This is a genomic window from Pseudomonas sp. WPR_5_2, assembly GCF_003634475.1.
Taxonomy (GTDB): domain Bacteria; phylum Pseudomonadota; class Gammaproteobacteria; order Pseudomonadales; family Pseudomonadaceae; genus Aquipseudomonas; species Aquipseudomonas izuensis.
The window spans coordinates 1,866,095-1,892,712 of the sequence record NZ_RBLA01000001.1 but is presented as its reverse complement, the minus strand read 5'-3'; the positions used below and the strand labels follow the sequence as shown (position 1 = coordinate 1,892,712).

Annotated in this window: 27 protein-coding genes; 6 read left to right on the top strand and 21 right to left on the bottom strand. The window is 60.5% G+C overall.

Annotated features, from left to right (window positions below):
• Nucleotides 1-22 precede the first annotated feature (22 nt).
• On the bottom strand, nt 23-763 hold the full coding sequence (locus BJ917_RS08345; protein ID WP_096512702.1) for an ABC transporter substrate-binding protein: 741 nt from the start codon (nt 761-763) through the stop codon (nt 23-25).
• 134 nt (nt 764-897) lie between these two features.
• Between BJ917_RS08345 and dnaX the strand changes: the two genes are divergently transcribed.
• The 5 genes from dnaX to BJ917_RS08320 all read left to right on the top strand — a co-directional run bounded on the left by dnaX (nt 898) and on the right by BJ917_RS08320 (nt 6,687).
• A complete protein-coding gene (gene dnaX, locus BJ917_RS08340; protein ID WP_121103041.1) occupies nt 898-2,976 on the top strand; it encodes a DNA polymerase III subunit gamma/tau in 2,079 nt (692 codons plus the stop codon).
• 64 nt (nt 2,977-3,040) lie between these two features.
• On the top strand, nt 3,041-3,379 hold the full coding sequence (locus BJ917_RS08335) for a YbaB/EbfC family nucleoid-associated protein (protein WP_096512700.1): 339 nt from the start codon (nt 3,041-3,043) through the stop codon (nt 3,377-3,379).
• A 265-nt stretch (nt 3,380-3,644) separates the two neighbouring features.
• Complete coding sequence (locus BJ917_RS08330; RefSeq protein ID WP_121103040.1) at nt 3,645-4,679, top strand: NADP-dependent oxidoreductase; 1,035 nt, start codon at nt 3,645-3,647, stop codon at nt 4,677-4,679.
• Nucleotides 4,680-4,753: 74 nt separating this feature from the next.
• Nucleotides 4,754-5,356, top strand: a complete 603-nt coding sequence (gene recR, locus BJ917_RS08325; protein ID WP_096512698.1) for a recombination mediator RecR — start codon at nt 4,754-4,756, stop codon at nt 5,354-5,356.
• Nucleotides 5,357-5,538: 182 nt separating this feature from the next.
• Complete coding sequence (locus BJ917_RS08320; protein WP_121103039.1) at nt 5,539-6,687, top strand: acyl-CoA dehydrogenase family protein; 1,149 nt, start codon at nt 5,539-5,541, stop codon at nt 6,685-6,687.
• 135 nt (nt 6,688-6,822) lie between these two features.
• On the opposite strand, the gene BJ917_RS08315 is transcribed toward BJ917_RS08320, so the two are convergent.
• The 19 genes from BJ917_RS08315 to ccoN (BJ917_RS08225) all read right to left on the bottom strand — a co-directional run bounded on the left by BJ917_RS08315 (nt 6,823) and on the right by ccoN (BJ917_RS08225) (nt 23,728).
• Complete coding sequence (locus tag BJ917_RS08315) at nt 6,823-7,371, bottom strand: adenine phosphoribosyltransferase (protein WP_096512696.1); 549 nt, start codon at nt 7,369-7,371, stop codon at nt 6,823-6,825.
• 80 nt (nt 7,372-7,451) lie between these two features.
• Nucleotides 7,452-8,186, bottom strand: a complete 735-nt coding sequence (fnr, locus tag BJ917_RS08310; protein ID WP_096512695.1) for a fumarate/nitrate reduction transcriptional regulator Fnr — start codon at nt 8,184-8,186, stop codon at nt 7,452-7,454.
• 91 nt (nt 8,187-8,277) lie between these two features.
• Nucleotides 8,278-9,660 (bottom strand): oxygen-independent coproporphyrinogen III oxidase, encoded by a 1,383-nt coding sequence (gene hemN / locus BJ917_RS08305; protein WP_096515508.1) that lies wholly within the window; start codon nt 9,658-9,660, stop codon nt 8,278-8,280.
• 194 nt (nt 9,661-9,854) lie between these two features.
• A complete protein-coding gene (locus BJ917_RS08300) occupies nt 9,855-10,538 on the bottom strand; it encodes a sulfite exporter TauE/SafE family protein (protein WP_096512694.1) in 684 nt (227 codons plus the stop codon).
• Nucleotides 10,531-10,749 (bottom strand): cbb3-type cytochrome oxidase assembly protein CcoS, encoded by a 219-nt coding sequence (ccoS, locus tag BJ917_RS08295; RefSeq protein ID WP_059404569.1) that lies wholly within the window; start codon nt 10,747-10,749, stop codon nt 10,531-10,533. The genes BJ917_RS08300 and ccoS overlap by 8 nt, the downstream gene beginning before the upstream one ends.
• Nucleotides 10,750-10,771: 22 nt before the next feature.
• A complete protein-coding gene (locus BJ917_RS08290) occupies nt 10,772-13,222 on the bottom strand; it encodes a heavy metal translocating P-type ATPase (RefSeq protein WP_121103038.1) in 2,451 nt (816 codons plus the stop codon).
• Nucleotides 13,223-13,331: 109 nt separating this feature from the next.
• Complete coding sequence (locus BJ917_RS08285) at nt 13,332-13,871, bottom strand: FixH family protein (protein ID WP_121103109.1); 540 nt, start codon at nt 13,869-13,871, stop codon at nt 13,332-13,334.
• Between the two features lie 11 nt (nt 13,872-13,882).
• Nucleotides 13,883-15,298: a cytochrome c oxidase accessory protein CcoG gene (ccoG, locus tag BJ917_RS08280; RefSeq protein ID WP_096515506.1), complete on the bottom strand. Its 1,416-nt coding sequence runs from the start codon at nt 15,296-15,298 to the stop codon at nt 13,883-13,885.
• 206 nt (nt 15,299-15,504) lie between these two features.
• Nucleotides 15,505-15,915 (bottom strand): type II toxin-antitoxin system VapC family toxin, encoded by a 411-nt coding sequence (locus BJ917_RS08275; RefSeq protein ID WP_096512691.1) that lies wholly within the window; start codon nt 15,913-15,915, stop codon nt 15,505-15,507.
• Entirely contained in the window at nt 15,915-16,169 is a 255-nt protein-coding gene (locus tag BJ917_RS08270) for a type II toxin-antitoxin system Phd/YefM family antitoxin (RefSeq protein WP_059404729.1), read from the bottom strand. Before BJ917_RS08270 ends, BJ917_RS08275 begins: the two co-directional genes overlap by 1 nt.
• Nucleotides 16,170-16,361: 192 nt before the next feature.
• Nucleotides 16,362-16,601, bottom strand: coding sequence for a hypothetical protein (locus BJ917_RS08265; RefSeq protein WP_096512690.1), 240 nt, complete (start codon nt 16,599-16,601; stop codon nt 16,362-16,364).
• 228 nt (nt 16,602-16,829) lie between these two features.
• Nucleotides 16,830-17,813, bottom strand: coding sequence for a cytochrome-c oxidase, cbb3-type subunit III (gene ccoP / locus BJ917_RS08260; protein WP_096512689.1), 984 nt, complete (start codon nt 17,811-17,813; stop codon nt 16,830-16,832).
• A complete protein-coding gene (locus BJ917_RS08255) occupies nt 17,810-17,995 on the bottom strand; it encodes a CcoQ/FixQ family Cbb3-type cytochrome c oxidase assembly chaperone (RefSeq protein WP_003175465.1) in 186 nt (61 codons plus the stop codon). The genes ccoP (BJ917_RS08260) and BJ917_RS08255 overlap by 4 nt, the downstream gene beginning before the upstream one ends.
• A 5-nt stretch (nt 17,996-18,000) precedes the next feature.
• The gene (gene ccoO / locus BJ917_RS08250) at nt 18,001-18,609 is read right to left on the bottom strand and encodes a cytochrome-c oxidase, cbb3-type subunit II (RefSeq protein WP_010456412.1); all 609 of its coding nucleotides are present in this window, start codon (nt 18,607-18,609) and stop codon (nt 18,001-18,003) included.
• Nucleotides 18,609-20,051, bottom strand: coding sequence for a cytochrome-c oxidase, cbb3-type subunit I (ccoN, locus tag BJ917_RS08245; protein ID WP_096512688.1), 1,443 nt, complete (start codon nt 20,049-20,051; stop codon nt 18,609-18,611). Before ccoN (BJ917_RS08245) ends, ccoO (BJ917_RS08250) begins: the two co-directional genes overlap by 1 nt.
• A 482-nt stretch (nt 20,052-20,533) precedes the next feature.
• On the bottom strand, nt 20,534-21,487 hold the full coding sequence (gene ccoP, locus BJ917_RS08240; RefSeq protein ID WP_121103037.1) for a cytochrome-c oxidase, cbb3-type subunit III: 954 nt from the start codon (nt 21,485-21,487) through the stop codon (nt 20,534-20,536).
• Entirely contained in the window at nt 21,484-21,681 is a 198-nt protein-coding gene (locus BJ917_RS08235; protein ID WP_096512686.1) for a cbb3-type cytochrome c oxidase subunit 3, read from the bottom strand. Before BJ917_RS08235 ends, ccoP (BJ917_RS08240) begins: the two co-directional genes overlap by 4 nt.
• A 3-nt stretch (nt 21,682-21,684) precedes the next feature.
• A complete protein-coding gene (ccoO, locus tag BJ917_RS08230) occupies nt 21,685-22,293 on the bottom strand; it encodes a cytochrome-c oxidase, cbb3-type subunit II (RefSeq protein WP_121103036.1) in 609 nt (202 codons plus the stop codon).
• 10 nt (nt 22,294-22,303) lie between these two features.
• Nucleotides 22,304-23,728 (bottom strand): cytochrome-c oxidase, cbb3-type subunit I, encoded by a 1,425-nt coding sequence (gene ccoN, locus BJ917_RS08225; protein WP_096512684.1) that lies wholly within the window; start codon nt 23,726-23,728, stop codon nt 22,304-22,306.
• A gap of 91 nt (nt 23,729-23,819) precedes the next feature.
• Here ccoN (BJ917_RS08225) and BJ917_RS08220 point away from each other — a divergent pair, with 91 nt between their 5' ends.
• A complete protein-coding gene (locus BJ917_RS08220; protein ID WP_121103035.1) occupies nt 23,820-24,497 on the top strand; it encodes an alpha/beta family hydrolase in 678 nt (225 codons plus the stop codon).
• Between the two features lie 262 nt (nt 24,498-24,759).
• Here the strand turns inward: BJ917_RS08220 and BJ917_RS08215 are convergent, their stop codons facing one another.
• The gene (locus BJ917_RS08215; protein ID WP_096512682.1) at nt 24,760-26,325 is read right to left on the bottom strand and encodes a PAS domain-containing methyl-accepting chemotaxis protein; all 1,566 of its coding nucleotides are present in this window, start codon (nt 26,323-26,325) and stop codon (nt 24,760-24,762) included.
• Between the last annotated feature and the right edge of the window lie 293 nt (nt 26,326-26,618).

The window sequence follows — 26,618 nt, the reverse complement described above, 5'->3', positions numbered from 1 at the left end:
GCAGGCTCGCTCCCACAAGGGTTTATGGTTTGCCGCCGATGTAGAGCCCGATGATGTCATCGATCTCCCCGGACATTTTCATCTGCACCAACGTACGCAGGATCCGTTGCCCCGGCACTTTTGGATCATTGCGCACGTAGCACCCAACGTTTTGCTCCTGTAGCACCGCCACGCCTTGCAGTTGCCGACCCGGCAGCAGGCGCTGGTTGAACCAGTCCAGTGTCCATTGATTGCTGACGGCATAGCGATTGCGCCCGGCGTAGAGTTTTTCCAGCACCTGCTCCTGATTGCGGGCATCGTCGCGGTGCAATTGATTGGCGTCGAACAACGGCTGCAAGGTCGGATAGCTGTAGCCGAGCACCGTGCCGATGGATTGTCGCGGCAGGTTCGCCGCAATTACTGAAGTCTGCGGGGCAGGGCGGCTGACCAGCAAATCAGCTTGAGTGAAGAGCGGGATGCTCCAGAGGTAGTCGCCGGACGGGTCCGGTAGCCAGGACTGCGCAACATAGCAGCGGATATCGACCTCGCCATGTTCCATGGCACTTTGCACACGCCCTCTGGGCAGTACATGGAATTCCGCCGGTACGCCGATTTGGGTCGCCAGGCTGAGCATGACGTCGTACAAGATGCCCTGGGTCGGCCGGCCATTTTCCAGCTGCACCATCGGCATTGCCCAACTGTCGGGCACCACGAAGCGCAACGGCGCTTGCGCGGCGGTGCCGTCCAGGCTGATCAACAGCAGTGCCCCCAAGGCCAGCCGCATAAACGCTCCGCTATCTTTGAATCAAAAAGCCCCCAAAAAGCAGCTTAGCCAGATTAGACGAGCGCACCGGATGCAATTTTGGCCTTGCTCCGCTAGCATTAGCCGCTTCTGCTTCCCAGTGGCGATGGTTTTCGATGAGTTATCAGGTTCTTGCACGTAAATGGCGTCCGCGCTCGTTCCGCGAAATGGTCGGCCAGACCCATGTGCTCAAGGCTCTGATCAATGCCTTGGACAGCCAGCGGCTGCACCACGCCTACCTGTTTACCGGTACGCGCGGGGTCGGCAAGACCACCATCGCGCGAATCATCGCTAAATGCCTGAATTGTGAAACAGGTATCACTTCCACGCCCTGTGGCGAGTGTTCGGTATGCCGCGAGATTGATGAAGGCCGATTCGTCGACCTGATCGAAATCGACGCCGCCAGCCGCACCAAGGTCGAGGATACCCGCGAGCTGCTCGACAACGTGCAGTACGCGCCGAGCCGCGGGCGCTTCAAGGTCTACCTGATCGACGAAGTGCACATGCTCTCCAGCCATTCCTTCAATGCGCTGCTAAAAACCCTGGAAGAGCCGCCACCCTACGTAAAATTCATCCTGGCCACCACCGACCCGCAGAAACTTCCTGCAACGATTCTTTCGCGGTGCCTGCAGTTCTCACTCAAGAACATGACCCCGGAGCGCGTGGTCGAGCATTTGACCCATGTGCTGGGCGTCGAGAACGTGCCGTTCGAAGACGATGCACTGTGGTTGCTGGGCCGTGCCGCCGATGGTTCGATGCGCGACGCCATGAGCCTCACCGACCAGGCGATTGCCTTTGGTGAAGGCAAGGTCATGGCCGCCGACGTGCGGGCGATGCTTGGTACCCTCGATCACGGTCAGGTCTACGACGTGCTGCATGCGCTGATCGAAGGGGATGCCAAGGCGTTGCTCGAAGCCGTCCGTCATCTGGCCGAGCAAGGCCCGGACTGGAATGGCGTGCTTTCGGAAATTCTCAACGTGCTGCACCGTGTTGCCATCGCCCAGGCCTTGCCCGAGGGTGTCGACAACGGTCACGGCGACCGTGACCGGGTACTGGCGCTGGCCCAGGCCTTGCCGGCCGAAGATGTGCAGTTCTATTACCAGATGGGCCTGATCGGTCGCCGCGATTTGCCGCTGGCGCCGGACCCGCGAGGCGGCTTCGAAATGGTGCTGCTGCGGATGCTCGCGTTCCGTCCCGCCGACACCGCGGACGCCCCGAGGCAACCGCTAAAGCCAGTGGGGATCAGCCAGGCCACAGTTGATTCCGCCAAACCAGTGGCTGCCGCGCCGGTGGTAGCGCCGGTAGTCGCTGCGGCCGTTGCCCCCGTGGTCCCTGCGCCAGTCGTTGCTCCGGCGCCGGCTCCCACACGTGAACCGGTTGCCCCTGTGGTGTTGCCTGAGCCCGTGGTCGAGGCGGACGTGGTCGAAGAGGTTGTCGACCTGCCGTGGAATGACCCGGTCGAGCCGGCCACTGTCCAGCAACCAGCGGTGGAACCGGTACTGGAAACCGCCAGCGAACAACCCGAATTGCCACCGATGCCGTTGCCGACGCCTGACAGCGTGGTGCCGGACGCTCCGGAGTGGGCCGCTGCGCCAATCCCGGAGCCATCCGTGGCCGACGTCGATGCCGCCACGCCGGGCATGGACCTTGACGACGAGCCGCCGCTGGACGAGGACTACATCGAACCGGACATGGACTCGGCCTACAGCTACCTCGATGATCTGGCCAGCGAACACGCCGCCGAACCAGCGCCGGAGCCCGAGCCGGAACCCGCCGCCGCGCCGGCCACGGGCCTGGCCCTGCAATGGCTGGAACTGTTCCCGAAATTGCCGATCTCCGGCATGACCGGCAGTATCGCCGCCAACTGCACCTTGATCGCCGTTGATGGCGACAATTGGCTGTTGCACCTGGACCCGGCCCACAGCGCCTTGTTCAACGCCACACAGCAACGTCGCCTCAACGATGCGTTGAACCAATATCATGGGCGTAACCTGACCCTGACCATGGAGCTGATCAAGCCCGAGCAGGAAACCCCGGCCCAGGCTGCGTCCCGCCGTCGTGCGGACCGTCAGCGCGAGGCCGAGGAGTCGATCCACGGCGATCCGTTCATCCAGCAAATGATGCAGCAGTTCGGTGCAGTGATCCGTAACGATACTATTGAACCTGTCGAAGCCCTGGTCAGTCAGGGCTCATAACTGAAGGTGTTCGGCGGCAAGCGCCGGGCGCCGTTTTGATCCAAGTACTTTTGAGGTGATTACCATGATGAAAGGTGGCATGGCCGGCCTGATGAAGCAGGCGCAGCAGATGCAGGAAAAAATGGCCAAGATGCAGGAAGAGCTGGCCAACGCCGAAGTCACCGGTAAGGCCGGTGGCGATATGGTCACCGTGGTGATGACCGGTCGTCATGACGTCAAGAGCGTGAGCATCGACCCAAGCCTGCTCGAAGGCATGAGCGAAGACGACAAGGAAATGCTGGAAGCGGTGGTCGCTGCCGCCGTCAACGACGCCGTGCGCAAGATCGAAGCCAACAGCCAGGAAAAAATGGGCAGCATGACCGCTGGCATGCAACTGCCGCCGGGCATGAAACTGCCATTCTGATTCGCTGAAGCGCTTCGGATGGGCTACATAAAAAATGCCAGGCATCGCGCCTGGCATTTTTGTTTCTGCTTGTTGGGCCTGAGGCGTCTGTCCCGACGCCATCGCGGGCAAGCCCGGCTCCCACAGGGATCACCTCAATCCTGTGGGAGCGTGGCTTGCCCGCGATGAAGTCGCCTCGGTATAACTGACGAACGATCGAACCCGCCACCGCCACAAAGGTCTGCTCCCTATACCCCCGAACTCATCGATCAAAGGAGACGCCGCCATGTCCGACCCCATGACCCTCAACCAACGCATCGTCCTGGCCTCGCGCCCGGTCGGCGCGCCGACGCCGGAGAATTTCCGCCTGGAGCGCGTCCCGCTGCCCGATCTGGCCGACGGCGAGGTGCTGCTCAAGACCCTTTATCTGTCACTCGACCCTTACATGCGCGGGCGTATGAGTGACGCACCGTCCTACGCAGCCCCGGTGCAAATTGGCGAGGTGATGACCGGCGGCGCAGTCAGCCGGGTTGAGCGCTCGCTTAATCCCAAATTTCAGGAAGGCGATCTGGTGGTAGGTGCCACGGGGTGGCAAAGCCACAGCATCAATGATGGCCGCAGCATTATGCCAATCCCGTCATCGTTGCCGAGCCCATCGATGGCCCTGGGTGTACTGGGCATGCCGGGCATGACCGCCTACATGGGGTTGATGGACATCGGTCAGCCGAAAGCGGGTGAAACCCTGGTGGTCGCCGCTGCATCCGGTGCCGTGGGATCGGTGGTCGGGCAGGTGGCGAAGATCAAGGGGTTGCGTGTGGTCGGCGTGGCCGGTGGCGCGGACAAGTGTCGCTATGTGGTCGAGGATCTGGGTTTTGACGCCTGCATCGACCACAGAAGTCCGGATTTCGCCGATGAATTGGCCCAGGCGTGTCCCAAGGGCATCGACATTTATTACGAAAACGTCGGTGGCAAGGTGTTCGACGCCGTGGTGCCACTGCTCAATCCCAAGGCGCGGATTCCGCTGTGTGGCCTGATTGCGTCCTACAACGCCAGCGAAGCGCCGAGTGGGCTGGATCGCCTGCCGCAATTGCAGCGCACGCTATTGACCAAGCGTGTGCGGATCCAGGGCTTCATTGTGTTCGACGACTATGGTGATCGTCAGCCGGAGTTCATCAGCGCCATGGCACCATGGGTGCGTGACGGCAAGGTGAAATTCCGCGAAGACGTGGTCAATGGTCTGGAGAATGCGCCCCAGGCGTTTATCGGTCTGCTGGAAGGGCGCAACTTCGGCAAACTGGTGATTAAGGTCGCCCAGGGCTAATTGCCGCTGCAATTTGACGCTAACCAGAGGCGCGGGTATAAACCGCGTCTCGTTGTTTTGTCGGATTTTTCCCCATGAGCTTCAGCCCTTTGATTCGCCAACTGATCGATGCCCTGCGCGTTTTGCCGGGTGTGGGTCAGAAAACCGCCCAGCGTATGGCGTTGCAGTTGCTCGAGCGCGATCGCAGCGGCGGCTCGCGACTGGCCCAGGCCTTGAGCCAGGCCATGGAAGGGGTCGGTCACTGCCGTTTGTGCCGCACCCTGACCGAAGATGACCTCTGCCCGCAATGCGCCGATACCCGGCGTGACGATACGCTGCTCTGCGTCGTGGAAGGGCCGATGGATGTCTATGCCGTGGAGCAGACCGGCTTTCGCGGTCGCTATTTCGTGCTCAAGGGCCACCTGTCACCACTCGACGGCCTGGGACCGGAAGCCATTGGCATTCCACAGCTGATGGCGCGGATCGAAGAGGCAGGCACGTTCACTGAAGTGATCCTCGCCACCAACCCGACCGTGGAAGGGGAAGCCACGGCACATTACATCGCCCAGTTGCTCAGCAGCAAAGGCCTGATCGCTTCGCGCATCGCCCATGGCGTGCCATTGGGCGGCGAGCTGGAGTTGGTGGATGGCGGGACGTTGGCGCATTCGTTTGCCGGGCGTAAGCCGATTGCTTTGTAGCGTTTGATTTGACGCCTTCGCGAGCAGGCTCGCTCCCACATTGGATTTGCGTACACCAGTCCCTTGTGGGAGCGAGCCTGCTCGCGAATGGCGCACCTCGGTCCATCTGATTCACATAATCCTGTTGAAAACCAAGCAAGCGCTCGGTTAACGTCGGCGAACCCCTTGCGTGGAGTTCGCCAATGCCTGCCTTTCAGGAATATTTCGACCCCAGCCACCAGTTGGTTCGCGACAGCGTCAGACGTTTCGTCGAGCGCGAGATTCTTCCGGACATTGCCGAATGGGAAGAAGTCGAAAGCTTTCCCCGTGAGCTCTACCTCAAGGCCGGCGCGGCGGGGATTCTCGGTATCGGCTACCCGGAAGCGCTCGGCGGGAGCCACGAAGGCGATCTGTTCGCCAAGATCGCCGCCAGCGAAGAGTTGATGCGTTGTGGCTCGGGCGGTCTGGTGGCAGGGCTTGGGTCGTTGGACATCGGTCTGCCGCCGATTCTCAAATGGGCCAGGCCTGAAGTCCGTGAGCGGGTCGTGCCGCAGGTGTTGTCGGGCGAAAAAATCAGCGCCCTGGCCGTCACCGAGCCCGGCGGCGGTTCCGACGTCGCCAACCTGCAAACCCGCGCCGTGCGTGATGGCGAATTTTACCGGGTCAGCGGCAGCAAAACCTTCATCACCAGTGGCGTGCGCGCGGACTTCTATACGGTCGCGGTACGCACCGGTGAGCCGGGTTTCGCGGGTGTCAGCCTGTTGTTGATCGAGAAGGGCACCCCCGGTTTCACCGTGGGGCGGCAACTGAAGAAAATGGGTTGGTGGGCGTCCGATACCGCTGAACTGTTCTTCGATGACTGCCGGGTGCCTGTAGGCAATCTGATTGGCGGCGAGAACATGGGCTTCGCCTGCATCATGGGCAACTTTCAGAGCGAACGCCTGGCATTGGCCCTGATGGCCAATATGACAGCGCAGCTCGCCCTGGAGGAAAGCCTGAATTGGGCGCGAGCGCGTGAAGCGTTCGGCAAACCCATCGGCAAGTTCCAGGTGATCAAGCACCGCCTCGCCGAAATGGCCACCGCACTGGAAGTCTCAAGGGAATTCACCTATCGCCAGGCAGCGAAAATGGCCGCGGGGCAGAGCGTGATCAAGGAAATTTCCATGGCCAAGAATTTTGCCACCGACACGGCGGACAGGATTACCACGGATGCCGTGCAGATACTGGGTGGCTTGGGTTACATGAGGGACAGCCTGGTAGAGCGGCTGTACCGCGATAATCGGATTTTGTCGATCGGGGGCGGGACGCGGGAAGTGATGAACGAGATCATCAGCAAGCAGATGGGGCTCTGAGTTCTGTGGTGTAGCTGCTGACGCTATCGCTGGCAAGCCAGCTCCCACAGTGTTCTCTGCCGTGCACACAATTTGTGTACGCCGCAGATCCTGTGGGAGCTGGCTTGCCAGCGAAGACGTCAGTACAGACGCTGCTTACATATCGGTCAGGGCAAACTGCGTCAGGCAAAACGTCGGAATGCCCATGTCTTCCAGCCGCTGCGAACCACCCAATTCCGGCAGGTCGATGATTGCCGCCGCTTCATGAACCCGGGCGCCCATGCGTCGAATCAGGTTCGCCGCTGCAATCAAGGTGCCGCCCGTGGCGATCAGGTCATCGAACATCACCACCGAATCGCCTTCGCACAAGCTATCGGCATGCACTTCCAGGAACGCTTCGCCGTACTCGGTCGCATAGCCCTCGGCCAGGACATCGGCCGGCAGCTTGCCTTGCTTGCGAAACAGCACCAGCGGTTTGTTCAATTGATAGGCCAGCACCGAACCGATCAGAAAACCACGGGCATCCATGGCGCCGATGTGAGTGAAGTCGGCTTCGACATAACGATGGGCGAAGCTGTCCATCACCAGGCGCAGGGCCGTGGGCGACTGGAACAACGGAGTGATGTCGCGAAAAATCACCCCCGGCTTGGGAAAGTCGATCACGGGGCGGATGAGGGATTTGATGTCGAAGGAGTCGAAGACCATCGTCGGGGTGTCCTGGCAGGGCTGCAAACGGCGCATTATAACGGCGGCTGAACCGTTTCGCTCAGCCGCTATCGCTTGAATCAGCCTTCGATTGAGCCGCCGGCCAGCGCGCACAGCTGGATCGGGTCAAGAATGCGGATTTCCTTGCCTTCGGCGGCAATCAGCTCGTTCTGCTGGAAGCGCGTGAACACCCGCGACACGGTTTCCACCGCCAGGCCCAGGTAGTTGCCGATTTCGTTGCGCGACATGCTCAGGCGGAATTGATTGGCCGAGAAACCCCGGGCGCGGAAACGTGCCGATAGGTTAACCAGGAAAGTGGCGATGCGCTCGTCAGCCGTTTTTTTCGACAGCAACAACATCATCTGTTGATCGTCACGAATCTCACGGCTCATCACCCGCATCAACTGACGGCGCAGCTGCGGCAATTGCAGGGCCAGTTCGTCGAGGCGTTCGAAGGGAATTTCACACACCGACGTGGTTTCCAGCGCTTGCGCCGACACCGGATGTTTTTCGGTGTCCATGCCCGACAATCCGACCAGTTCGCTTGGTAGATGAAACCCGGTGAGCTGTTCTTCGCCGGCATCACTCAGGTTGAAGGTCTTGAGTGCGCCGGAGCGTACGGCGTAAACGGAGTCGAACGTGTCACCCTGGCGGAACAGAAACTCTCCCTTTTTCAGCGGGCGGCCACGTTTGACAATGTCGTCCAGCGCGTCCATGTCTTCCAGATTCAGCGAAAGCGGCAAACACAGCGGGGCCAGGCTGCAATCCTTGCAATGGGCCTGGTTATGAGTGCGCAGTTTTACTGGCTCGGACATTTCTTCAATCCTTGTGGGAAAACACACATAAGACGTAAGGGTAACCCACTGGAGGATGTTGAGGCCAGCGCATGGCGGTTTTGTCGCACCGCTAGATCACCCGTGAAAACCGTTGGCGGCTGTGTTGTTCCAGGTACGCATCGAACACCATGCACACCGAGCGCACCAGCAAGCGCCCGGCGGGCAGTACGCTGATTCTTTCGCGATCCAGTTCAATCAGGCCGTCCTTGGCCATGCGCTGCAATTGTGGCCAAAGTTCGCCGAAATAGCCTTGAAAATCGATGTTGAAGGTGTGCTCGATCAGGGCGAATTCCAGGCTGAAATTGCAGATCAACTGCTGAATCACTGCACGCCGGATCCGGTCATCGCCGTTGCATAACAGGCCGCGACTGGTGGCCAATTGTGCTGAGGCCAAGCTGTTCTGATACTCGTTCAAATCGCTGCTGTTCTGGCAATACAAATCGCCGATCTGGCTGATCGCCGAAACGCCCAGTCCGATCAGATCGCAATGCCCGTGGGTGGTGTAGCCCTGGAAGTTGCGTTGCAGGGTCGATTCTTCCTGGGCGATCGCCAGCTCATCGTCGGGCAGGGCAAAGTGATCCATGCCGATGTAGCGGTAACCGGCAGCGGTCAGTTGCTCGATGGTGCGTTGCAGCATTTCCAGTTTCTGCGCCGGTGTTGGCAGTTCATCACCGTCGATCCGCCGTTGCGGCATGAAGCGTTCTGGCAGGTGCGCGTAGTTGAATACTGAGAGCCGGTCCGGTTGCAGGCGGATGACCTCTTCGACGGTGCGGGCGAAGTTGTCCGGGGTCTGTCTTGGCAAGCCGTAGATGAGGTCGATGTTGATCGAACGGAATTGCAGGGTGCGGGCGGCGTCGATCACCGCGCGGGTTTCCTCCAGGCTTTGCAGGCGATTGACCGCGCGTTGTACGGCGGGGTCGAGATCCTGCAGGCCGATGCTGACCCGATTGAACCCCAGCTCGCGCAACAGGCCCATGGTCGACCAATCGGCTTCACGGGGGTCGATTTCGATACCGTAGTCGCCGGAATCGTCGTCCAGCAAATTGAAATGCTTGCGCAGGTGCGCCATCAACTGACGCAGTTCGTCATGGCTGAGAAAGGTCGGTGTGCCGCCGCCGAAGTGCAGTTGCTCGACCTTTTGCGCGGGGTCGAGGTGACAGGCGATCAGCTGGATTTCGTGTTCCAGGCGTTGCAGGTAGGGCAGGGCGCGGCCGCGATCCTTGGTGATGACTTTGTTGCAGGCGCAGTAGTAGCAAATGTTAGCGCAGAACGGCACGTGAACATACAGCGACAACGGGCGCAGGGCCTTGCGGCTCTCGCGCAGGGCGTGAAACAGATCGAAGGTGCCGACCTGCCCATTGAATTGCACGGCGGTCGGGTAGGAGGTGTAGCGCGGTCCCGCCAGGTCATAACGGCGGATCAGATCGGTATCCCAACGAATGGCGTCGAGCATCATGCGGGCATCCCCCGGAATGGGCTGGCGGTGCTGGCCAGTCTAGGGGGTGTGACATTTGGGGATCTTGATTTGCATCAAGGGTCGGTATTTGTGTTGTTTGTGCGGGCCTCTTCGCGAGCAGGCTCGCTCCCACAGGGGGAACGCATTCCAAATGTGGGAGCGAGCCTGCTCGCGAAGAAGACACCGCCGATCTAATGCCCCATCAACCAATGCTGATGCGGCCCCGGCAAGGTCCAGATACCGAACACCATCACCAGCAACCCACCGGCCACGCGCACGCTGCGCTTGCGCAACAGCGCCGTCACCCGCTCCGCCGCCAGCCCGGTGGCAAGCAGGACCGGCCAGGTGCCGAGGCCGAACGCCAGCATCAGCAGCGCGCTGTCCAGCGCATTACCCTGACTGGCCGACCATAACAGCGTGCTGTAAACCAGGCCGCAGGGTAGCCAGCCCCAAAGCGAGCCCAGCAATAGTGCGCGGGGGATACTCGACACCGGCAGCAGTTTGTTGGCCACTGGCTGGATATGCCGCCACAGGCCGCGACCCAGGCTTTCGATGCGCGTCAGGCCACTCCACCAACCGGCCAGGTACAGGCCCATGGCGATCAACAGCAATCCGGCGAGCACGCGCATGAACAGCGCCGCCGGGCTATTGGCCACCGCCCAGCCGGCGAGACCGATCAGCAGGCCGGCGGCGGCATAGCTGAGGATTCGCCCGAGGTTGTAGGCCAGCAGCAGGCGAAAGCGACGGCTACGTTGTTCCTTGGGAATTGCCAGGGTCAGCGCGCCCATCAAGCCGCCGCACATGCCCAGGCAATGGCCGCCACCGAGCAGACCGAGGATCACCGCAGACACCAGTAATGGCGCCAACTCAAGCATGGGGCGGCGCCTTGTCGTCTGGCTTGGCCGGATGGCCGCTGGCCTCGTCGACCGCCGCGGTGTGATTCGGGTCCTGATCGTCGAACAGGATGCTGTGGGCTGGGCCGTCCAGATCGTCGTACTGACCACTGTCGACCGCCCAGAAGAAAATATAGATAGCGATGGCCACGATCAGCAGCGCGGCCGGGATCATCACATAGAGAGCTGGCATCTGGACTCCATGCCCGCGCGGCTCAGGCCGGCAACGGGCGGGTTTCTGGCGTGGCGGCGGCAACCGGCGCGCCGGGCAGGCGGGTCAGGCGCAGGGCATTGAGCACCACGGTCAACGAACTGATGGACATGCCGACCGCGGCCCACACCGGCGTGATCCAGCCGAGGGCGGCGAACGGCAACATGAGGCCATTGTACAGCGCCGCCCACAGCAGGTTCTCGATGATTACCCGACGGGTTCGCCGAGCCAGGCTGAAGGCTTGTACCAGTGCGTCGAGGCGATTGGACAGCAGCACCGCGTCGGCGCTGGTTTTTGCCAGATCGGTGGCCGAGCCCATGGCCACGCTAATGTCGGCGGCGGCCAGCACCGGTACATCGTTGACGCCGTCCCCGAGCATCAGCACTTTGCGACCTTGTTGGTGCAGCTGTTGCAGAACCTGCAACTTGTCGTCCGGGCGCAAACCGCCCCGAGCCTCGTCGATACCGAGTTCGGCAGCGACACTGGCAACCATCGGCGAGCTGTCGCCGGACAGCAGCAAGGTGCGCCAGCCGCGGGCCTTGCAGGCTGCCAGCAGGGCCGGGGCATCGTCACGCAAGCGGTCGTCGAGAACGAACCAGGCCAATGGCCCCCGTTCATCGCCAAGCAGCAGCCATTGTCCGGCTTCATCCGGCATCGAGGGGGCGGCTGCACCGCTGAGTTCGCAGACAAAACCGGGCTGGCCGATACGCAGGCGCTGCTCGCCAACCAGTCCCTCAAGGCCCAGGCCCGGAAAACTGTGCACCTCCTCGGCGGCCAGCGGTGCGCGACCGAAGGCACGGGCAATCGGATGTTCGGAGCGGTTTTCCAAAGCGGCGGCCAGGCTCAGGCACTGATCGCGGTCGAGGGCACCAAGGGGACGGATCGAGCGCAGCGCCAGGCGTCCTTCGGTCAGTGTGCCGGTTTTGTCGAAAATCACCGTATCGATCTGGTTCAGGCCTTCGAGCACATGGCCGCGGGTCAGCAGCAAGCCGAGTTTGTGCAGGGTGCCGGTGGCCGCCGTGAGGGCGGTCGGTGTTGCCAGGGACAGGGCGCAGGGGCAAGTCGCGACCAGCATCGCCAGCACAATCCAGAACGCTCGCGATGAATCCAGCTCCCACCACAGCAGGCCAATACAGGCGGACGCGATCAGCGTCAGCAACAGGAACCATTGCGCGGCGCGGTCGGCGATTTCCGCCAGCCGTGGTTTTTCCGCCTGGGCGCGATCCAGCAGGCGGACGATGGCGGAGAGCCGGGTGTCCTGGCCGAGCGCCTGAACTTGCACGGTCAACGCGCCTTCGACATTCAAGGTGCCGGCGGTGACGGCGTCGCCAGGCGTACGGGGTTGCGGCAGGTATTCGCCGGTCAGCAGCGATTCATCGATGCTCGACTGACCATCGAGAATCTTGCCATCGGCCGGAAGGATCGCGCCCGGATGCACCAGCACCAGGTCACCCACCCGCAGCTCGGTCAACAGGATACGCTCGCTCTGGCCGTCGGTGCCCAGGCGCAGGCACGAGGCCGGCAGCAGGTTGACAAGCTGCGCGGTGGCGGCGGCCGTGCGTTCCCGGGCGCGGCGCTCAAGATAGCGCCCGGCCAGCAGGAACAGCGCAAACATGCCGACCGCATCGAAATACAGTTCGCCAACGCCGCTGATCGACGTCCAGATCCCGGCGATGTAGGCGCTGCCAATGGCCAGCGACACCGAGACGTCCATGGTCAGGTGGCGGGTGCGCAGGTCACGCATGGCACCCTTGAAGAACGGTGCACAGCTGTAGAACACGATCGGGGTGGTGAGAAACAGCGCGACCCAGCGCAGGATGGCGTGCAGTTCAGGGCTGAGGTCGATGTTGAATTCCGGCCAGGTGGCCATGGTCGCCATCATCGCCTGGAACCACAGCAGGCCGGCGACGCCGAGCTGGCGCAGGGCCAGGCGGTTCTCGCTGGCCAGTTGTTCACTGGCGCGGTCGGCTTGATAAGGATGAGCGGCGTAGCCGATGTGGCGCAGCTCTGCGAGCACCTGACTGAGCGGCAGTTGCGCGTCGGCCCAGCGCACATGCAGTCGATGGTTCGACAGGTTCAGGCGGGCCTCGGCCACAGCGGGCAAGGCGCGCAAGTGTTTCTCGATCAGCCAGCCGCAGGCGGCGCAACTGATGCCTTCCATCAACAATGTGGTTTCGGCGAGTTCGCCTTCATGGCGGACAAAGGGTTGCTGCACGTCGGCACGGTCATACAGTGCCAGTTCATCCACCAATTGCACCGGCAGCGCCTCGGGGTTGGCTGACGCTTCGCTGCGATGTTGGTAATAGCTTTCCAGTCCACCGGCGACAATCGCTTCGGCCACGGCCTGGCAACCCGGGCAGCAGAACTCGCGGGTTTGCCCCAGGACCGCCGCGGTGAAACGGCTGCCGGCCGGGACGGGCAGGGCGCAGTGGTAGCAGGAGAGCGAAATGGTCATGGGTAATCTATGGCGTCTGGATGGGCCTCATCGCTGGCAAGCCAGCTTCTACAAGAGTACGTGCGTTCCTGTAGGAGCTGGCTTGCCAGCGATGCGCGAAGCGCGACGTTTATTTCTTCAGGTCTTCCGCTCCCTGCAACGGCTCATCACCGAGCAGCAGGTCCTTGTCATGGCTGACCAGTTCTTCTTCGAACATGCGCCATATGTGGTCGTCCTGGCTACCCAGCAATTCGATAAAGCGACGGCCTTCGATCTTGTCGCTCAACTGGCCGATGTAGCGCCCCTGTTCGGTTTCACTGCGGGTCAGGAGGATCTTGCGGTCCTTTTCCGGTTGAGTGGGCGAAATCAGGTTCAGCTCAAGGGTCTTTGGCTGACTGTTGCCACTCAGGCGCAGGTCGACTTCACCGGTCACATCATCCAGGTGAACGCTGGCGCGCATCAGCAGGGTCTGCGCCAGCAGTTCACGGTCCAGGGAGCGGTTGATGCCTTTGCCGGCCTCGTAGTAGTTGTCATTGACCAGGTTGTCCGGGTTATTCACCGCGATGGTCACCATGGACAAGGTCAGGGTCACCGAGCAGGCCAGAATCCCGATGATGATCCATGGCCAGAGGTGCTTGTACCAGGGGCTTGCGGCGTTTGCTGCGGGCATGATCACTTCTCTCAACGATTTTGTGGGCCGATGAACCGGCTCTTGGCTTCAACATGAATGCTGGCGTCATCGGCATCCTTGAGGATGAATTTCACCTCGTTGGTGCTCGATGGCAGGTGTTCCGGGGCCACGGACAGTTCGGCCGGCTGGCTGATGATATCGCCGGCTGCGACCTTGATCTCGCGCCGGCCTTGCAGCTTGAGGTCCGGCAGACCGGTGGCCTCCAGTACGTAGGTGTGGTCGCGCTGGTCCTTGTTCATGATCTTCAGGCTGTAGACGTTTTCGATCCGCCCTTCGGCGTTTTCGCGGTACAGCACGCGGTCCTTGCTGACGTCGAAACCCACCAGCGAGCGCATGAAGAAGGCGGTCACCAACAGGCTGATCATGGCCAGCAGCACCACGGCATAGCCGATCAGGCGCGGGCGCAGTTTATGGGTTTTCTGCCCGGACAGGTTGTGTTCGGTGGTGTAGCTGATCAGGCCGCGCGGATACTCCATCTTGTCCATGATCGCGTCGCAGGCATCGATGCAGGCGGCGCAGCCGATGCATTCGATTTGCAGGCCGTCACGGATGTCGATGCCGGTCGGGCAGACCTGGACGCACATGGTGCAGTCGATGCAGTCACCCAGGCCCTGGGCCTTGTAGTCGATACCTTTTTTACGCGGGCCACGGCCTTCGCCACGGCGAGGGTCGTAGGACACGATCAGGGTGTCCTTGTCGAACATCACACTCTGGAAGCGCGCATACGGGCACATGTAGATGCACACCTGTTCGCGCAGCCAGCCGGCGTTGCCGTAGGTGGCGAGGGTGAAGAAGCCGACCCAGAAATACGACCAGCCATCGGCCTCGCCGGTGAAGAAATCGATGGTCAATTCACGGATCGGCGAGAAGTAGCCGACGAAGGTCATGCCGGTCACGAAGCCGATCAGCAGCCACATCGCGTGCTTGCTGAATTTGCGCAGGAATTTGTTGGCGCTCATCGGCGCCTTGTCGAGCTTGATGCGCTGGTTGCGGTCGCCTTCGGTGACCTTTTCACACCACATGAAAATCCAGGTCCAGACGCTTTGCGGGCAGGTATAGCCACACCACACCCGGCCTGCGTACACCGTGATGAAGAACAGACCGAACGCGGCGATGATCAGCATGCCGGACAGGAGGATGAAATCCTGGGGCCAGAAGGTTGCGCCGAAGATGAAGAATTTACGCTCCGGCAGGTTCCACCAGACGGCCTGGTGACCGCCCCAGTTCAGCCAGACCGTACCGAAATAAAGCAGGAACAACACGGCACCGCCTGCCATCCGCAGGTTGCGGAACAGACCGGTGAAGGCGCGGGTGTAGATCTTTTCCCGGGAGGCGTAGAGGTCGACGCTGTTGTTCGCGTTTTTGGCAGGCGGGGTTACGTCGTGTACCGGAATCTGGTTGCTCATCGGTTGCATCCCACGGCAGTGGAAAAATGCCTCGATCAGTACGTGCCGACCGGGGTCAAAAAGGGGTGTTGCAGTGGCTCAATGATACGCCTGTCGCTCTAGCTCAAGGGTGCGACCTTTGGTCACGTTGGTGGAAATCAACTGACCGTGTAATGACCTGTATCAATTGACTTGTGAATTATGGCCGGTTTTACGGAGGTCAGGACTCAATCAGCCCATGGGTTGATCAACTGAACACCGCTGGATTGAAAGTCGCCGACGTTGCGGGTGACGACAGTCAGACCATGAACCAGCGCAGTGGCTGCAATCAAGGCGTCTGCTTCGTTGGTGCGATCCGGAACGTGCAGACTTGCACACCGAAGGGCCACGGCGGCATCGATCGGCAGGATCCGGGCATCGAAAGCCGGTATGACGTGCCGTTTGAGCCAAGTGCGCAATACCTTTCCCTGAGCGGGATCGCGGCGCTCCATGCACAGCACCCCTGTCTCCAGTTCTTTCAGGGTAATGGCCGAGATAAACATGCGGGGAGCGATGATGCTTTTGGCCCAGGCGACAACGTTCGCGTCAGCCTGGGGTTTGCGCAGTTCGGAAATCACGTTGGTGTCGAGTAGAAACATCAGGACAAATCCACGGGGCGATGAGTGATCACGGCACGCTCGGTTTCGAACTCGATATCTGCCGCTTCAGGCATTACCAGCAGGTCGACGATGTCGGCGTTGATGCCGGTCAGTTTTTGGTAATCCTCAATGCTTAGCAGTACATGGGCCGGTTTGCCTCGGTCGGTGATGAAAACCGGCCCCTGGCGCGTGGCTTTTTTGGCACCACTTGTGTCCTGGTTGAATTCGCGGCTGGAAATGGTGGTGATGGCCATCATCAGTGACCTCCTGAACGTTCTAATGTAGCAACGTTACTACCTGATTTGAGGGCCTGCAACATTCGAAGGTGAGTACTCGATCACCGGTCTTTGTTTGAGGATTGCTGTTCATTCAAGAAGATTTTGAGAGGGGAGTGCACGGCAAACATGAGAACGCAGCGGATTGCCGCTGCGTTGGGTTGGAGGGGCTTAAGGCAGACGACCTTTCCCCAAGCTATCCAGCCCACCGGAGGTGCGCTTTTTATCCGTGGCGGGACCGGGAGCGGCAAAGGAGGCGCGCCGCTTTGAGTTCTTCGCGGCTTCACCGGTTTCCAGTGGCACGTCATCGGTATCTCCTGGCCGGATATCCGCGGCTGGAGCGACCTCGACAGTCGTTTCGGGTACACCGGCATTGCAAACATGAGGATCGATGTTGTTTGGCTCAGGCATTTCATGAATTCCTTGGTTATTGATGAAGTACTTCCTTGTCCATGAATGACCTGCGTTTCAGATTCCGTTTGCGGGTCATCAGGCGAGTCGACGTTACCGCTTACCGATCTGCCGGCCTATCGAACATAGGTTTCGGTTTATGAAACCAAGGTGTATCCATGCCCCAAACAAAACGGCCCCGCCAAATTACATTGGCGGGGCCGTTTTTTGTTGCTTCAAGCGTTTGCCTTACTGGGCGTTTTCCGCCACAGCCTTCTCACCGTGAGACAAGCTGTAAACATAAGCGGCCAGCAGGTGAACCTTGTCGTTGCCCTGCATTTGCTCTTGCGCAGGCATCTGGCCCTGACGGCCGTAACGGATGGTCTGCTGCAGTTGAGCGAAGCTCGAACCGTAGATGAACGCGGCAGGGTGGGTCAGGTTGGGAGCGCCCATCGCCGGGGTGCCTTTGCCTTCCGGACCGTGGCAGGCCACGCAGTTGGCGGCGAACAGTTTCTGCCCGGCAACTGGATCAGCCTTGGCGCCTTCCGGCAGCTTGCGGCCGTCGAGGTTGGTCAGTACGAACGCGGCAACGTCCGCAACGCCTTGCTCGCCGATCACTTCAGCCCACGCCGGCATGACCGCGTGACGGCCGCCCATGATGGTGGTCTTGATGGTTTCCGGCTCGCCGCCCCAGCGCCAATCGGCGTCGGTCAGGTTAGGGAAGCCATAGGCGCCTTTGGCGTCGGAACCGTGGCAGACCGAGCAGTTGGAGGCGAACAGGCGGCCGCCCATCTTCAGGGCTTGCGGGTCTTTTGCTACTTCTTCGATCGGCATGGAAGCGAACTTGGCGAAGATCGGGCCGAACTTGGCGTCCGACCGAGCCATTTCCTTTTCCCACTCGTGAACGCCGGTCCAGCCGGTCTGGCCGTTGGCGAACGCGGTCTGCTTTTCGTTATCCAGGTAGTTATAACCCGGCAGCAGGCCTTTCCAGTTGCCCAGGCCCGGGTACAGCACCAGGTAGCCCAGGGCGAAAATGATGGTGCCCACGAACAGCATGAACCACCATTTCGGCAGCGGGTTGTCGTACTCCTCGATCCCGTCGAAGGAGTGCCCAACCGTCTCTTCGGTGGCCTCGGTGCGCTGGCCCTTGCGGGTCGACAGCAGCAGCCAGGTCAGGGAAAAGATCGTACCGAGACTGAGGACTGTGACGTACAGACTCCAGAATGTAGTCATTCTTTGTTACTCCTAGAAGCTTGCTCGACGTGCTTGATGGCTTCGGGATCATCCGCGAAAGGCAGCAAGGTCGCGTCTTCAAACTCCGACTTGCGCTTGGGGCTGAATACCCACAACGCCAGACCGATGAAGGCCACCATCACAACGACAGTGCCCAGGCCACGAATCATCCCGATATCCATCTAGATCACCGTTTGCTTTTGATGATGGTGCCCAGGCCTTGCAGATAGGCCACCAGCGCGTCCATTTCGGTTTTGCCCTTCACAGCATCCTTGGCGCCGGCGATGTCTTCGTCGGTGTAAGGGACGCCGAGCGTGCGCAAGACTTCCATTTTCTTCGCAGTGTCTTTGCCGTCGAGCTTGTTTTCCACGAGGAACGGGTAGGCCGGCATTTTCGACTCGGGCACGACGTTGCGCGGGTTGTACAAGTGCGCACGCTGCCAGTCATCGGAGTAACGACCGCCGACACGGGCCAGGTCCGGACCGGTACGCTTGGAACCCCACAGGAACGGGTGGTCCCAGACGCTTTCACCGGCAACCGAGTAGTGGCCGTAACGTTCGGTTTCAGCACGGAACGGGCGGATCATCTGCGAGTGGCAGCCGACACAACCGTTGGCGATATAAATGTCCCGGCCTTCCAGTTCAAGGGCGGTGCGAGGCTTCATGCCCTCGACCGGCTTGTTGGTGACATCCTGGAAAAACAGCGGAACGATCTGGGTCAGGCCGCCGACGCTGACGGCGATGACCATGAAGAAGGCCAGCAGGCCAATATTCTTCTCGACTGCTTCATGCTTCATCAGTGAGCTCCAACTACAACGATCTGTTCGGCGGCTTCAGCTTCTGCCGGGTTCGAGGCGCGTACGGTGCGGAAAACGTTGTAGGCCATGAACAGCATGCCGGTGGCGAAGAACGCACCGCCCAGGGCGCGAACGATGAAGCCAGGGTGGCTGGCTTGCAGCGCTTCGACGAACGAGTAGGTGAGGGTGCCGTCATCGTTGATTGCACGCCACATCAGGCCTTGGGTAATGCCGTTGACCCACATCGAAGCGATGTACAGAACGGTACCGATGGTGGCGAGCCAGAAGTGCGTGTTGATCAGGCCGATACTGTGCATCTGCGCGCGACCGAACAGTTTCGGGATCATGTGGTAGATCGCGCCGATCGAGATCATCGCTACCCAGCCCAGGGCACCGGCGTGTACGTGGCCGATGGTCCAGTCGGTGTAGTGCGAGAGCGAGTTGACGGTCTTGATCGCCATCATCGGGCCTTCGAAGGTCGACATGCCGTAGAACGCCAGGGAAACCACGAGGAAGCGCAGGATCGGGTCCGTGCGCAGCTTATGCCAGGCGCCCGACAGGGTCATCATGCCGTTGATCATGCCGCCCCAGCTCGGAGCCAGCAGGATGATCGACATCGCCATGCCCAGGGACTGGGCCCAGTCCGGCAGCGCGGTGTAGTGCAGGTGGTGGGGACCTGCCCAGATGTACAGGGTGATCAGCGCCCAGAAGTGCACGATGGACAGGCGATAGGAGTAGATCGGACGCTCGGCCTGCTTCGGCACGAAGTAGTACATCATCCCCAGGAAACCGGTGGTCAGGAAGAAGCCCACGGCGTTGTGGCCGTACCACCACTGGATCATCGCGTCGGTCGCACCCGAGTAGGCCGAGTAGGACTTGAAGAAGCTGACCGGCAGGGAGGCGTGGTTGACGATGTGCAGCATCGCCGTCACGACGATGAAGGCGCCGTAGAACCAGTTGCCCACATAGATGTGCTTGGTCTTGCGCTTGGTGATGGTGCCGAAGAACACCAGACCGTAGGTGACCCAGACGATGGCCAGCAGAATAGCCAGGGGCCATTCCAGCTCAGCGTATTCCTTGGTGGTGGTGTAACCCAGCGGCAAGGTAACGATGGCGCCGACGATCACCGCTTGCCAACCCCAGAAGGTGAAGGCCGCGAGACTGTCGGAAATCAGTCGCGTTTGGCAGGTTCGCTGCACGACGTAATAGGAAGTGGCAAACAGTGCACATCCACCGAAGGCGAAAATCACCAGGTTTGTGTGCAACGGGCGCAGGCGTCCAAAGCTCGTCCAGGGCAGACCGAAGTTCAATTCCGGCCAGACCAGTTGAGAGGCGATGAAGACACCGAGCCCCATGCCAAGGATCCCCCAGACCACCGTCATGATGGCGAACTGGCGGACTACCTTATAGTTATAAGCAGTCGGACTGATTGCTGTGCTCATTCTAAGGTTCCACGGTTTGGGTGTTTTATTAGGATTAAAAATCGGCCGCAAGTATGTAGAAAGCGGGGGGTCATTGCAACGCGCCATGACCTGGGTCAATGCTTTCAAATGCTGATTCTGCGGCCTTTCCATGCGCCGCGTAGGGTCAAAATTGTCCGCGGACAAAACGTCCCGTGAGACTGATCAGGCGAGGGGGTCAGGTCGGATGTAACAGGGTGTGTTCAAACGCAACGATTGGGTGACCGAAGGCAATTGGCGCGACAGCCGGTATCTACCAGCCTTTGCGGCCTGTCATCGGGCAGATTCGTCGAACACATCGTTCAGGGTCGACCTGGAACCGGCACTGGCCAGTCCGCATCGGGGGAAGCTTAGACCCGAATCAGGGGAACCGAAAGGCGCGATAGCGAAGGGTGCGACAATGAGTCGCAAAGGGGAAGGGAACTGCCGCATCCCGGAGAATGCGGCAGCAGAGCGGTCAAGAATTACTTGGTTTTGCCTTCAGCCTGCAAACGCTCTGTATTCAGACCATGCGACAGGCTGTACACATAAGCGGCGAGAAGTTGCACCTTATCGTTACCCAGCAATTCACTTTGCGCGGGCATATGCCCCTGACGACCATGGCGAATGGTCTGTTGCAGCTGGGCCAGGCTCGAACCGTAGATGAACGCGGTCGGGTGCGTCAGATTCGGCGCACCCATGGCTTCGGTGCCCTGGCCGTTTGCCCCGTGACAGGCTGTGCAGGTGGTACTGAACACTTGCTGCCCGGCTTGCAGGTCGGCGGTATCATCAGTCGGCAGTGGCAAGCCAGCCAGCCCATGACGCACATAAGCTGCCACGTTTTTCACCCCGGCCTCCCCAAGGACTTCACCCCAGGCCGGCATCATCGCCATGCGCCCGCCCATGATGGTGGTCTTGATGGTTTCGGCATTGCCGCCCCAGCGCCAGTCGCTGTCGGTCAAATTGGGGAAACCGAACGCGCCCTTGGCATCCGAGCCGTGGCACACCGAGCAGTTGGAGGCGAACAGGCGGCCACCCATTTTCAGCGCTTGCGGGTCCTTGGCCACTTCTTCCACCGGCATGGCGGCGAATTTGGCGAAGATCGGCCCGAACTTCGCGTCAGCCTTGTCCATCTCCTTTTCCCATTCGTGCACACCGGTCCAGCCGTTGTCGTAGCCGGGCAGGATACCTTTCCAGTTGCCCAGGCCCGGATAGAGGATCAGATAGCCGACGGCAAACACCAGAGTGCCGGCGAACAACATGAACCACCATTGCGGCAACGGGTTGTCGTACTCCTCGATGCCATCGAAGCTGTGGCCCATGGTCTGGTCCACGCTGCCCTTGGTTTCGCCCCGGCGGGTGCCGATCAGCAACCAGGTCAGGCCGATCAGGCTGCCGATGGTCAGTACGCAGATCCACGTACTCCAGAAGGTGGTCATGGCCGGGTACTCCCTGTTGCTGCATTTTTTTGGTTGTCGGTTTGTGGCTCGTCGGCGAACGGCAGCAGGCGTGCTTCGGCGAATTCCGGACTGCGCTTGCTGCTGAAGACCCACAGGGTCAGGCCGATGAAGGCCACGAACACCACGACCGTGCCCAGGCCGCGGATCATTCCAGTGCTTAACTCAAAGACCATGACTCACCTCTTGCTCTTGATGGCAGTGCCGAGCACTTGCAGATAAGCAACCAGTGCGTCCATTTCAGACTTGCCCTTGAGCGACTCGACACTGCCGGCGATGTCGTCGTCGGTGTAAGGCACGCCCAGGGTGCGCATGGCCTTGAGCTTGGTTTCGGTGTGGCTGCTGTCGAGTTGATTGGCTACCAACCACGGATAGGCAGGCATCTTCGATTCCGGCACCACGTTGCGCGGGTTGTACAAGTGTGCGCGGTGCCAATCATCCGAGTAGCGAGCGCCGACCCGTGCCAGATCCGGCCCGGTGCGTTTGGAGCCCCAGAGGAACGGGTGATCCCAGACGCTTTCACCCGCCACCGAATAGTGGCCGTAACGTTCGGTTTCAGCACGGAACGGACGGATCATCTGCGAGTGGCAACCGACGCAGCCTTCGCGGATATAGATGTCGCGCCCTTCGAGCTGCAATGCGGTGTAGGGCTTCATGCCTTCCACCGGTTTATTGGTCACGTCCTGGAAGAACAGCGGGACGATCTGGGTCAGGCCGCCGATGCTCACGGCAAACACCATCAACAGCATCAGCAGGCCAACGTTTTTCTCGATTGTTTCGTGTTTCATGGCGGACTCCTCAAGCCATCTGCGCGGCAGCGGCGACGGCGGCAGGCTGCGAGGCCCGCACGGTGCGCCAGGTGTTGTAGGCCATCAGCAGCATGCCGCTGAGGAAGATCGCCCCGCCCACCAGCCGCACAACGAAGCCCGGGTGGCTGGCCACCAGGGTTTCGACGAAGGAGTAGGTCAGCGTGCCGTCCTCGTTCACCGCGCGCCACATCAGGCCCTGGGCGATGCCGTTGACCCACATCGAGGCGATGTACAAAACGGTACCGATGGTGGCGAGCCAGAAGTGCGCGTTGATCAGGCCGATGCTGTGCATCTGCTCACGACCGAAGACTTTCGGGATCATGTGATACAGCGCACCGATGGAAATCATCGCCACCCAGCCGAGCGCACCGGCGTGTACGTGGCCGATGGTCCAGTCGGTGTAGTGGGAGAGGGCGTTCACGGTCTTGATCGCCATCATCGGTCCTTCGAAGGTCGACATGCCGTAGAACGCCAGCGATACCACGAGGAAACGCAGGATCGGATCGCTGCGCAACTTATGCCAGGCACCCGACAGGGTCATCATGCCGTTGATCATCCCGCCCCAGCTCGGCGCCAGCAGGATCAGCGACATCACCATGCCCAGCGACTGCGCCCAGTCCGGCAGGGCGGTGTAGTGCAGGTGGTGCGGGCCTGCCCAGATGTACAAAGTAATCAGCGCCCAGAAATGCACGATGGACAGGCGATAGGAATACACCGGGCGTTCGGCCTGCTTGGGCACGAAGTAATACATCATGCCAAGGAAGCCCGCAGTGAGGAAAAAGCCCACGGCGTTGTGGCCGTACCACCACTGCACCATGGCATCGGTCGCACCGGCGTACAGCGAGTAGGACTTGGTGAAACTCACCGGCAACTCAAGGTTGTTGACGATGTGCAGGATGGCGACGGTGATGATGAACCCGCCGAAGAACCAGTTACCGACATAGATGTGCTTGGTCTTGCGCTTCATCACCGTGCCGAAGAACACGATGGCGTAGGCGACCCAGACGATGGTGATCAGGATGTCGATCGGCCATTCCAGCTCGGCGTACTCCTTGGAGCTGGTGTAACCCAAGGGCAGGCTGATAGCTGCCAGCAGGATCACCAACTGCCAGCCCCAGAAGCAGAACGCGGCGATTTTCGGCGCAAACAATTGTGTCTGGCAGGTGCGCTGTACCGAGTAGAGCGAACTGGCGAACAGGGCGCAGCCGCCGAAGGCGAAGATCACCGCGTTGGTGTGCAGCGGGCGCAAACGGCCGAAACTGGTCCACGGCAAATTGAAGTTGAGTTCGGGCCAGACCAACTGGGCGGCGAGAAAAACCCCGAGCCCCATGCCGACGATGCCCCACACCACCGTCATAATGGCGAATTGGCGGACCACCTTGTAGTTGTAGGCGGTACTGATAGAAGTGTTCATGGTTCCCCATCCACGGTTCAGCCGAATCGGGCGTGTGCAAGGCAACGTCCCCTTCGCCTGGAGTTATAGGCAGACTAAAAGCGAGGCAAGCATGGACAAACAGCACAAGGCCGGTATTGACGGGGATCAATGGGCGCAGTGCGTGCAGCAACATGGATGGTTGTGGAATGCCGCGGCCGCGCCGGCATCGGCCACGCTGATCCTCGCCCACGGTGCCGGCGCGCCGATGGACAGCGACTGGATGAACGACATGACCGCACGCCTGGCGGCGCTTGGCGTCAACGTCCTGCGCTTCGAATTTGCGTACATGGCGCAACGGCGTGTCGATGGCGGCAAGCGTCCACCCAATCCGGCGCCGAAGCTGCTGGAGTGTTGGCGTGAGGTATATGCCCAGGTGCGACGCCATGTCGCCGGGCCACTGGCTATTGGCGGCAAGTCCATGGGTGGGCGGATGGCCAGTCTGCTCGCGGATGAACTGGGCGCGGATGCGCTGGTGTGCCTGGGCTATCCGTTTTATGCCGTGGGCAAACCGGAGAAACCGCGGGTCGAGCATTTGGCCGGGTTGAAGACGCGGGCGTTGATCGTGCAGGGGGAGCGGGATGCGTTGGGCAATCGTGAGGCGGTCGAGGGATACGACCTGTCACCGAGCATCGAGGTGTTTTGGCTGGTGGCGGGGGATCATGATTTGAAGCCGTTGAAGGCTTCGGGGTTTACGCATGAGCAGCATCTGGCGGCTGCGGCGCAGAGAGTGGCTGCATTTCTTCAGTGAGTTTTTTTGCCGGCAGTGATGGCCTCATCGCTGGCAAGCCAGCTCCCACAGTGATCTGTGGTGTGATTCGGACTTTGTGAACACATCGCTGGCAAGCCAGCTCCCACAGTGATCTGTGGTGTGATTCGGGCTTTGTGAACAATACAAAACCCTGTGGGAGCTGGCTTGCCAGCGATGGGGCCCGGACAGGCAACTTCACTTCCAGAGTGGCAATAAAAAAACCGGAGGCTTTTCCCTCCGGTTTTTTTGTTCGCAGCATCAATCAGCGGTTAAACCGCTCCACCAACGAATACTGGGTATTGGCCGTTTTGGTCAGCTCTTCACTCAGCAGCGCCGAGTTCTGCGCCTGTTCCGAGGTCTGGTCGGCCAGGTGCGAGATGTTGCTGATGTTGCGGCTGATTTCTTCGGCCACGGCACTTTGCTCTTCAGTCGCCGCAGCGATCTGGGTGGTCATGTCGGTGATGTTGGCCACCGCTTCGCTGATCCCCACCAGTGCCTGATCCGCTTCCAGTACCCGAGCCACACCCTCTTCGGCCTGGCGATGCCCGGCTTCCATGGTTTGCACCGCGGTGCCGGCGGTCTGTTGCAGCTTGGCGATCAGGGCGTGAATCTGCCCGGTGGATTCGCTGGTGCGTTGCGCCAGTTGCCGGACTTCATCCGCCACCACCGCAAAGCCACGACCCATTTCGCCGGCACGGGCCGCTTCGATGGCGGCGTTGAGCGCCAGCAGGTTGGTCTGGTCGGCAATGCCCTTGATCACGTCGACCACGCCACCAATTTCATTGCTGTCCTTGGCCAGTTGGGTCACGGTCAGGCCGGTTTCCCCGACAGCGGCCGACAGGCGCTGAATGGCTTCGCGGGTTTCCCCGGCAATGTCACGACCGCGGCCGGTCAGGCGATTGGCTTCCTGCGTCGCATCGGCTGTGCGCTGTACATGACTGGCGACTTCCTGAGTGGTGGCCGCCATCTGGTTGACGGCGGTGGCCACTTGCTCGGTCTCCACCCGTTGGCGTTCCAGGCCGCTGGAACTGTTATGCGCCAAGGCATCGGACTGTTTCGCTTGGTCGGTCAGGTGCTCGGCGGTGTCCTGCAGGCGGGTCAGGCAGGTTTTCAGGCGTGCTTCCTGACTGAGAATCGACATCTCCAGGCGCGCCTGGGCGCCGCGGCTGTCGGTGTACATCTGCGCGATCAACGGGTCGGACGTGGTCTGCTCGGCCAGTCGCAACAGGCGCTTGATCCCGCGTTGCTGCCAGCTCAGGCCCATCAGGCCCAGCGGCACCGAAAGGCCGGCGGCCAGGGCGAAACCCCAGTGGGAGTTGAGCGAGGCACCGATAGTGAAGCTCAACTGGCTGACCAGAATGAACGGTAGCCAATCCTGAAGGACCGGCAGCCATTTATCGGTAGTAGGAACAGCCGACTTGCCCTGGTTGATGCGTTGGTAGAGCGCTTCGGCGCGGCGGATCTGTTCGGCGGTGGGTTTGACCCGCACCGACTCGTAACCGATCACCTGATTGCCTTCGAAGACCGGTGTCACGTAGGCGTTAACCCAGTAATGATCACCGCTCTTGCAGCGATTCTTGACAATACCCATCCATGGCAAGCCTTGTTTCAGTGTGCCCCACATATGTGCGAACACCGCAGAAGGAACGTCGGGATGACGCACCAGGTTATGCGGCGCACGGATCAGTTCCTCACGAGAAAACCCGCTGATCTCGACGAAGGCATCGTTGCAGTAGGTGATCATGCCCTTGGAATCGGTGGTGGAAATCAACCGTTGCTGAGCCGGGAAGGTCCGTTCGCGTTGTGTAATTGGCTGGTTGTTACGCATGGCATGTTTTATCCGCAAGGCTTTCAAAGGTTGTCGGCCGTGTCGTGTATTTGTTGAGTATTTTTTCGAAAGCCTGACGTATGTCTCAAATCGGGAGCGTGAACTGAAGGAATTTTCCTGCCCGGCGGTTGAACTTTTCAGGTTCCCCTTGATGGACTCGGCGCGTATGATTCGCCGCTATTTTGCGTAGGGCGTTATCTTCGGTCAGGTAGGAAGAAGTAAATAACACCCAGGGTGTCGCCGGTTTACCAGCATTTACATTAATGGAATTTGATTGTTGTTCGGCCCTCTTC

Excerpts from the sequence above, each read along its gene's own strand:
- ccoS (WP_059404569.1), bottom strand. The coding sequence starts at position 10,749 with ATGCCAGCTCTCTATGTGATGATCCCGGCCGCGCTGCTGATCGTGGCC.
- BJ917_RS08315 (WP_096512696.1), bottom strand. The coding sequence starts at position 7,371 with ATGGTCTTCGACTCCTTCGACATCAAATCCCTCATCCGCCCCGTGATC.
- BJ917_RS08285 (WP_121103109.1), bottom strand. The coding sequence starts at position 13,871 with ATGCCCGCAGCAAACGCCGCAAGCCCCTGGTACAAGCACCTCTGGCCA.
- BJ917_RS08275 (WP_096512691.1), bottom strand. The coding sequence starts at position 15,915 with ATGTTTCTACTCGACACCAACGTGATTTCCGAACTGCGCAAACCCCAG.
- ccoP (WP_121103037.1), bottom strand. The coding sequence starts at position 21,487 with ATGACCACCTTCTGGAGTACGTGGATCTGCGTACTGACCATCGGCAGC.
- dnaX (WP_121103041.1), top strand. The coding sequence starts at position 898 with ATGAGTTATCAGGTTCTTGCACGTAAATGGCGTCCGCGCTCGTTCCGC.
- ccoO (WP_010456412.1), bottom strand. The coding sequence starts at position 18,609 with ATGAAGCATGAAGCAGTCGAGAAGAATATTGGCCTGCTGGCCTTCTTC.
- BJ917_RS08265 (WP_096512690.1), bottom strand. The coding sequence starts at position 16,601 with ATGCCTGAGCCAAACAACATCGATCCTCATGTTTGCAATGCCGGTGTA.
- ccoO (WP_121103036.1), bottom strand. The coding sequence starts at position 22,293 with ATGAAACACGAAACAATCGAGAAAAACGTTGGCCTGCTGATGCTGTTG.
- ccoN (WP_096512688.1), bottom strand. The coding sequence starts at position 20,051 with ATGAGCACAGCAATCAGTCCGACTGCTTATAACTATAAGGTAGTCCGC.
- fnr (WP_096512695.1), bottom strand. The coding sequence starts at position 8,186 with ATGTCCGAGCCAGTAAAACTGCGCACTCATAACCAGGCCCATTGCAAG.
- hemN (WP_096515508.1), bottom strand. The coding sequence starts at position 9,660 with ATGCTCGACGCCATTCGTTGGGATACCGATCTGATCCGCCGTTATGAC.
- ccoN (WP_096512684.1), bottom strand. The coding sequence starts at position 23,728 with ATGAACACTTCTATCAGTACCGCCTACAACTACAAGGTGGTCCGCCAA.
- ccoG (WP_096515506.1), bottom strand. The coding sequence starts at position 15,298 with ATGAGCAACCAGATTCCGGTACACGACGTAACCCCGCCTGCCAAAAAC.
- BJ917_RS08320 (WP_121103039.1), top strand. The coding sequence starts at position 5,539 with ATGCCTGCCTTTCAGGAATATTTCGACCCCAGCCACCAGTTGGTTCGC.
- ccoP (WP_096512689.1), bottom strand. The coding sequence starts at position 17,813 with ATGACTACATTCTGGAGTCTGTACGTCACAGTCCTCAGTCTCGGTACG.
- BJ917_RS08215 (WP_096512682.1), bottom strand. The coding sequence starts at position 26,325 with ATGCGTAACAACCAGCCAATTACACAACGCGAACGGACCTTCCCGGCT.
- BJ917_RS08290 (WP_121103038.1), bottom strand. The coding sequence starts at position 13,222 with ATGACCATTTCGCTCTCCTGCTACCACTGCGCCCTGCCCGTCCCGGCC.
- BJ917_RS08270 (WP_059404729.1), bottom strand. The coding sequence starts at position 16,169 with ATGGCCATCACCACCATTTCCAGCCGCGAATTCAACCAGGACACAAGT.
- BJ917_RS08345 (WP_096512702.1), bottom strand. The coding sequence starts at position 763 with ATGCGGCTGGCCTTGGGGGCACTGCTGTTGATCAGCCTGGACGGCACC.
- BJ917_RS08235 (WP_096512686.1), bottom strand. The coding sequence starts at position 21,681 with ATGGTCTTTGAGTTAAGCACTGGAATGATCCGCGGCCTGGGCACGGTC.
- BJ917_RS08335 (WP_096512700.1), top strand. The coding sequence starts at position 3,041 with ATGATGAAAGGTGGCATGGCCGGCCTGATGAAGCAGGCGCAGCAGATG.
- recR (WP_096512698.1), top strand. The coding sequence starts at position 4,754 with ATGAGCTTCAGCCCTTTGATTCGCCAACTGATCGATGCCCTGCGCGTT.
- BJ917_RS08255 (WP_003175465.1), bottom strand. The coding sequence starts at position 17,995 with ATGGATATCGGGATGATTCGTGGCCTGGGCACTGTCGTTGTGATGGTG.
- BJ917_RS08220 (WP_121103035.1), top strand. The coding sequence starts at position 23,820 with ATGGACAAACAGCACAAGGCCGGTATTGACGGGGATCAATGGGCGCAG.
- BJ917_RS08300 (WP_096512694.1), bottom strand. The coding sequence starts at position 10,538 with ATGCTTGAGTTGGCGCCATTACTGGTGTCTGCGGTGATCCTCGGTCTG.
- BJ917_RS08330 (WP_121103040.1), top strand. The coding sequence starts at position 3,645 with ATGTCCGACCCCATGACCCTCAACCAACGCATCGTCCTGGCCTCGCGC.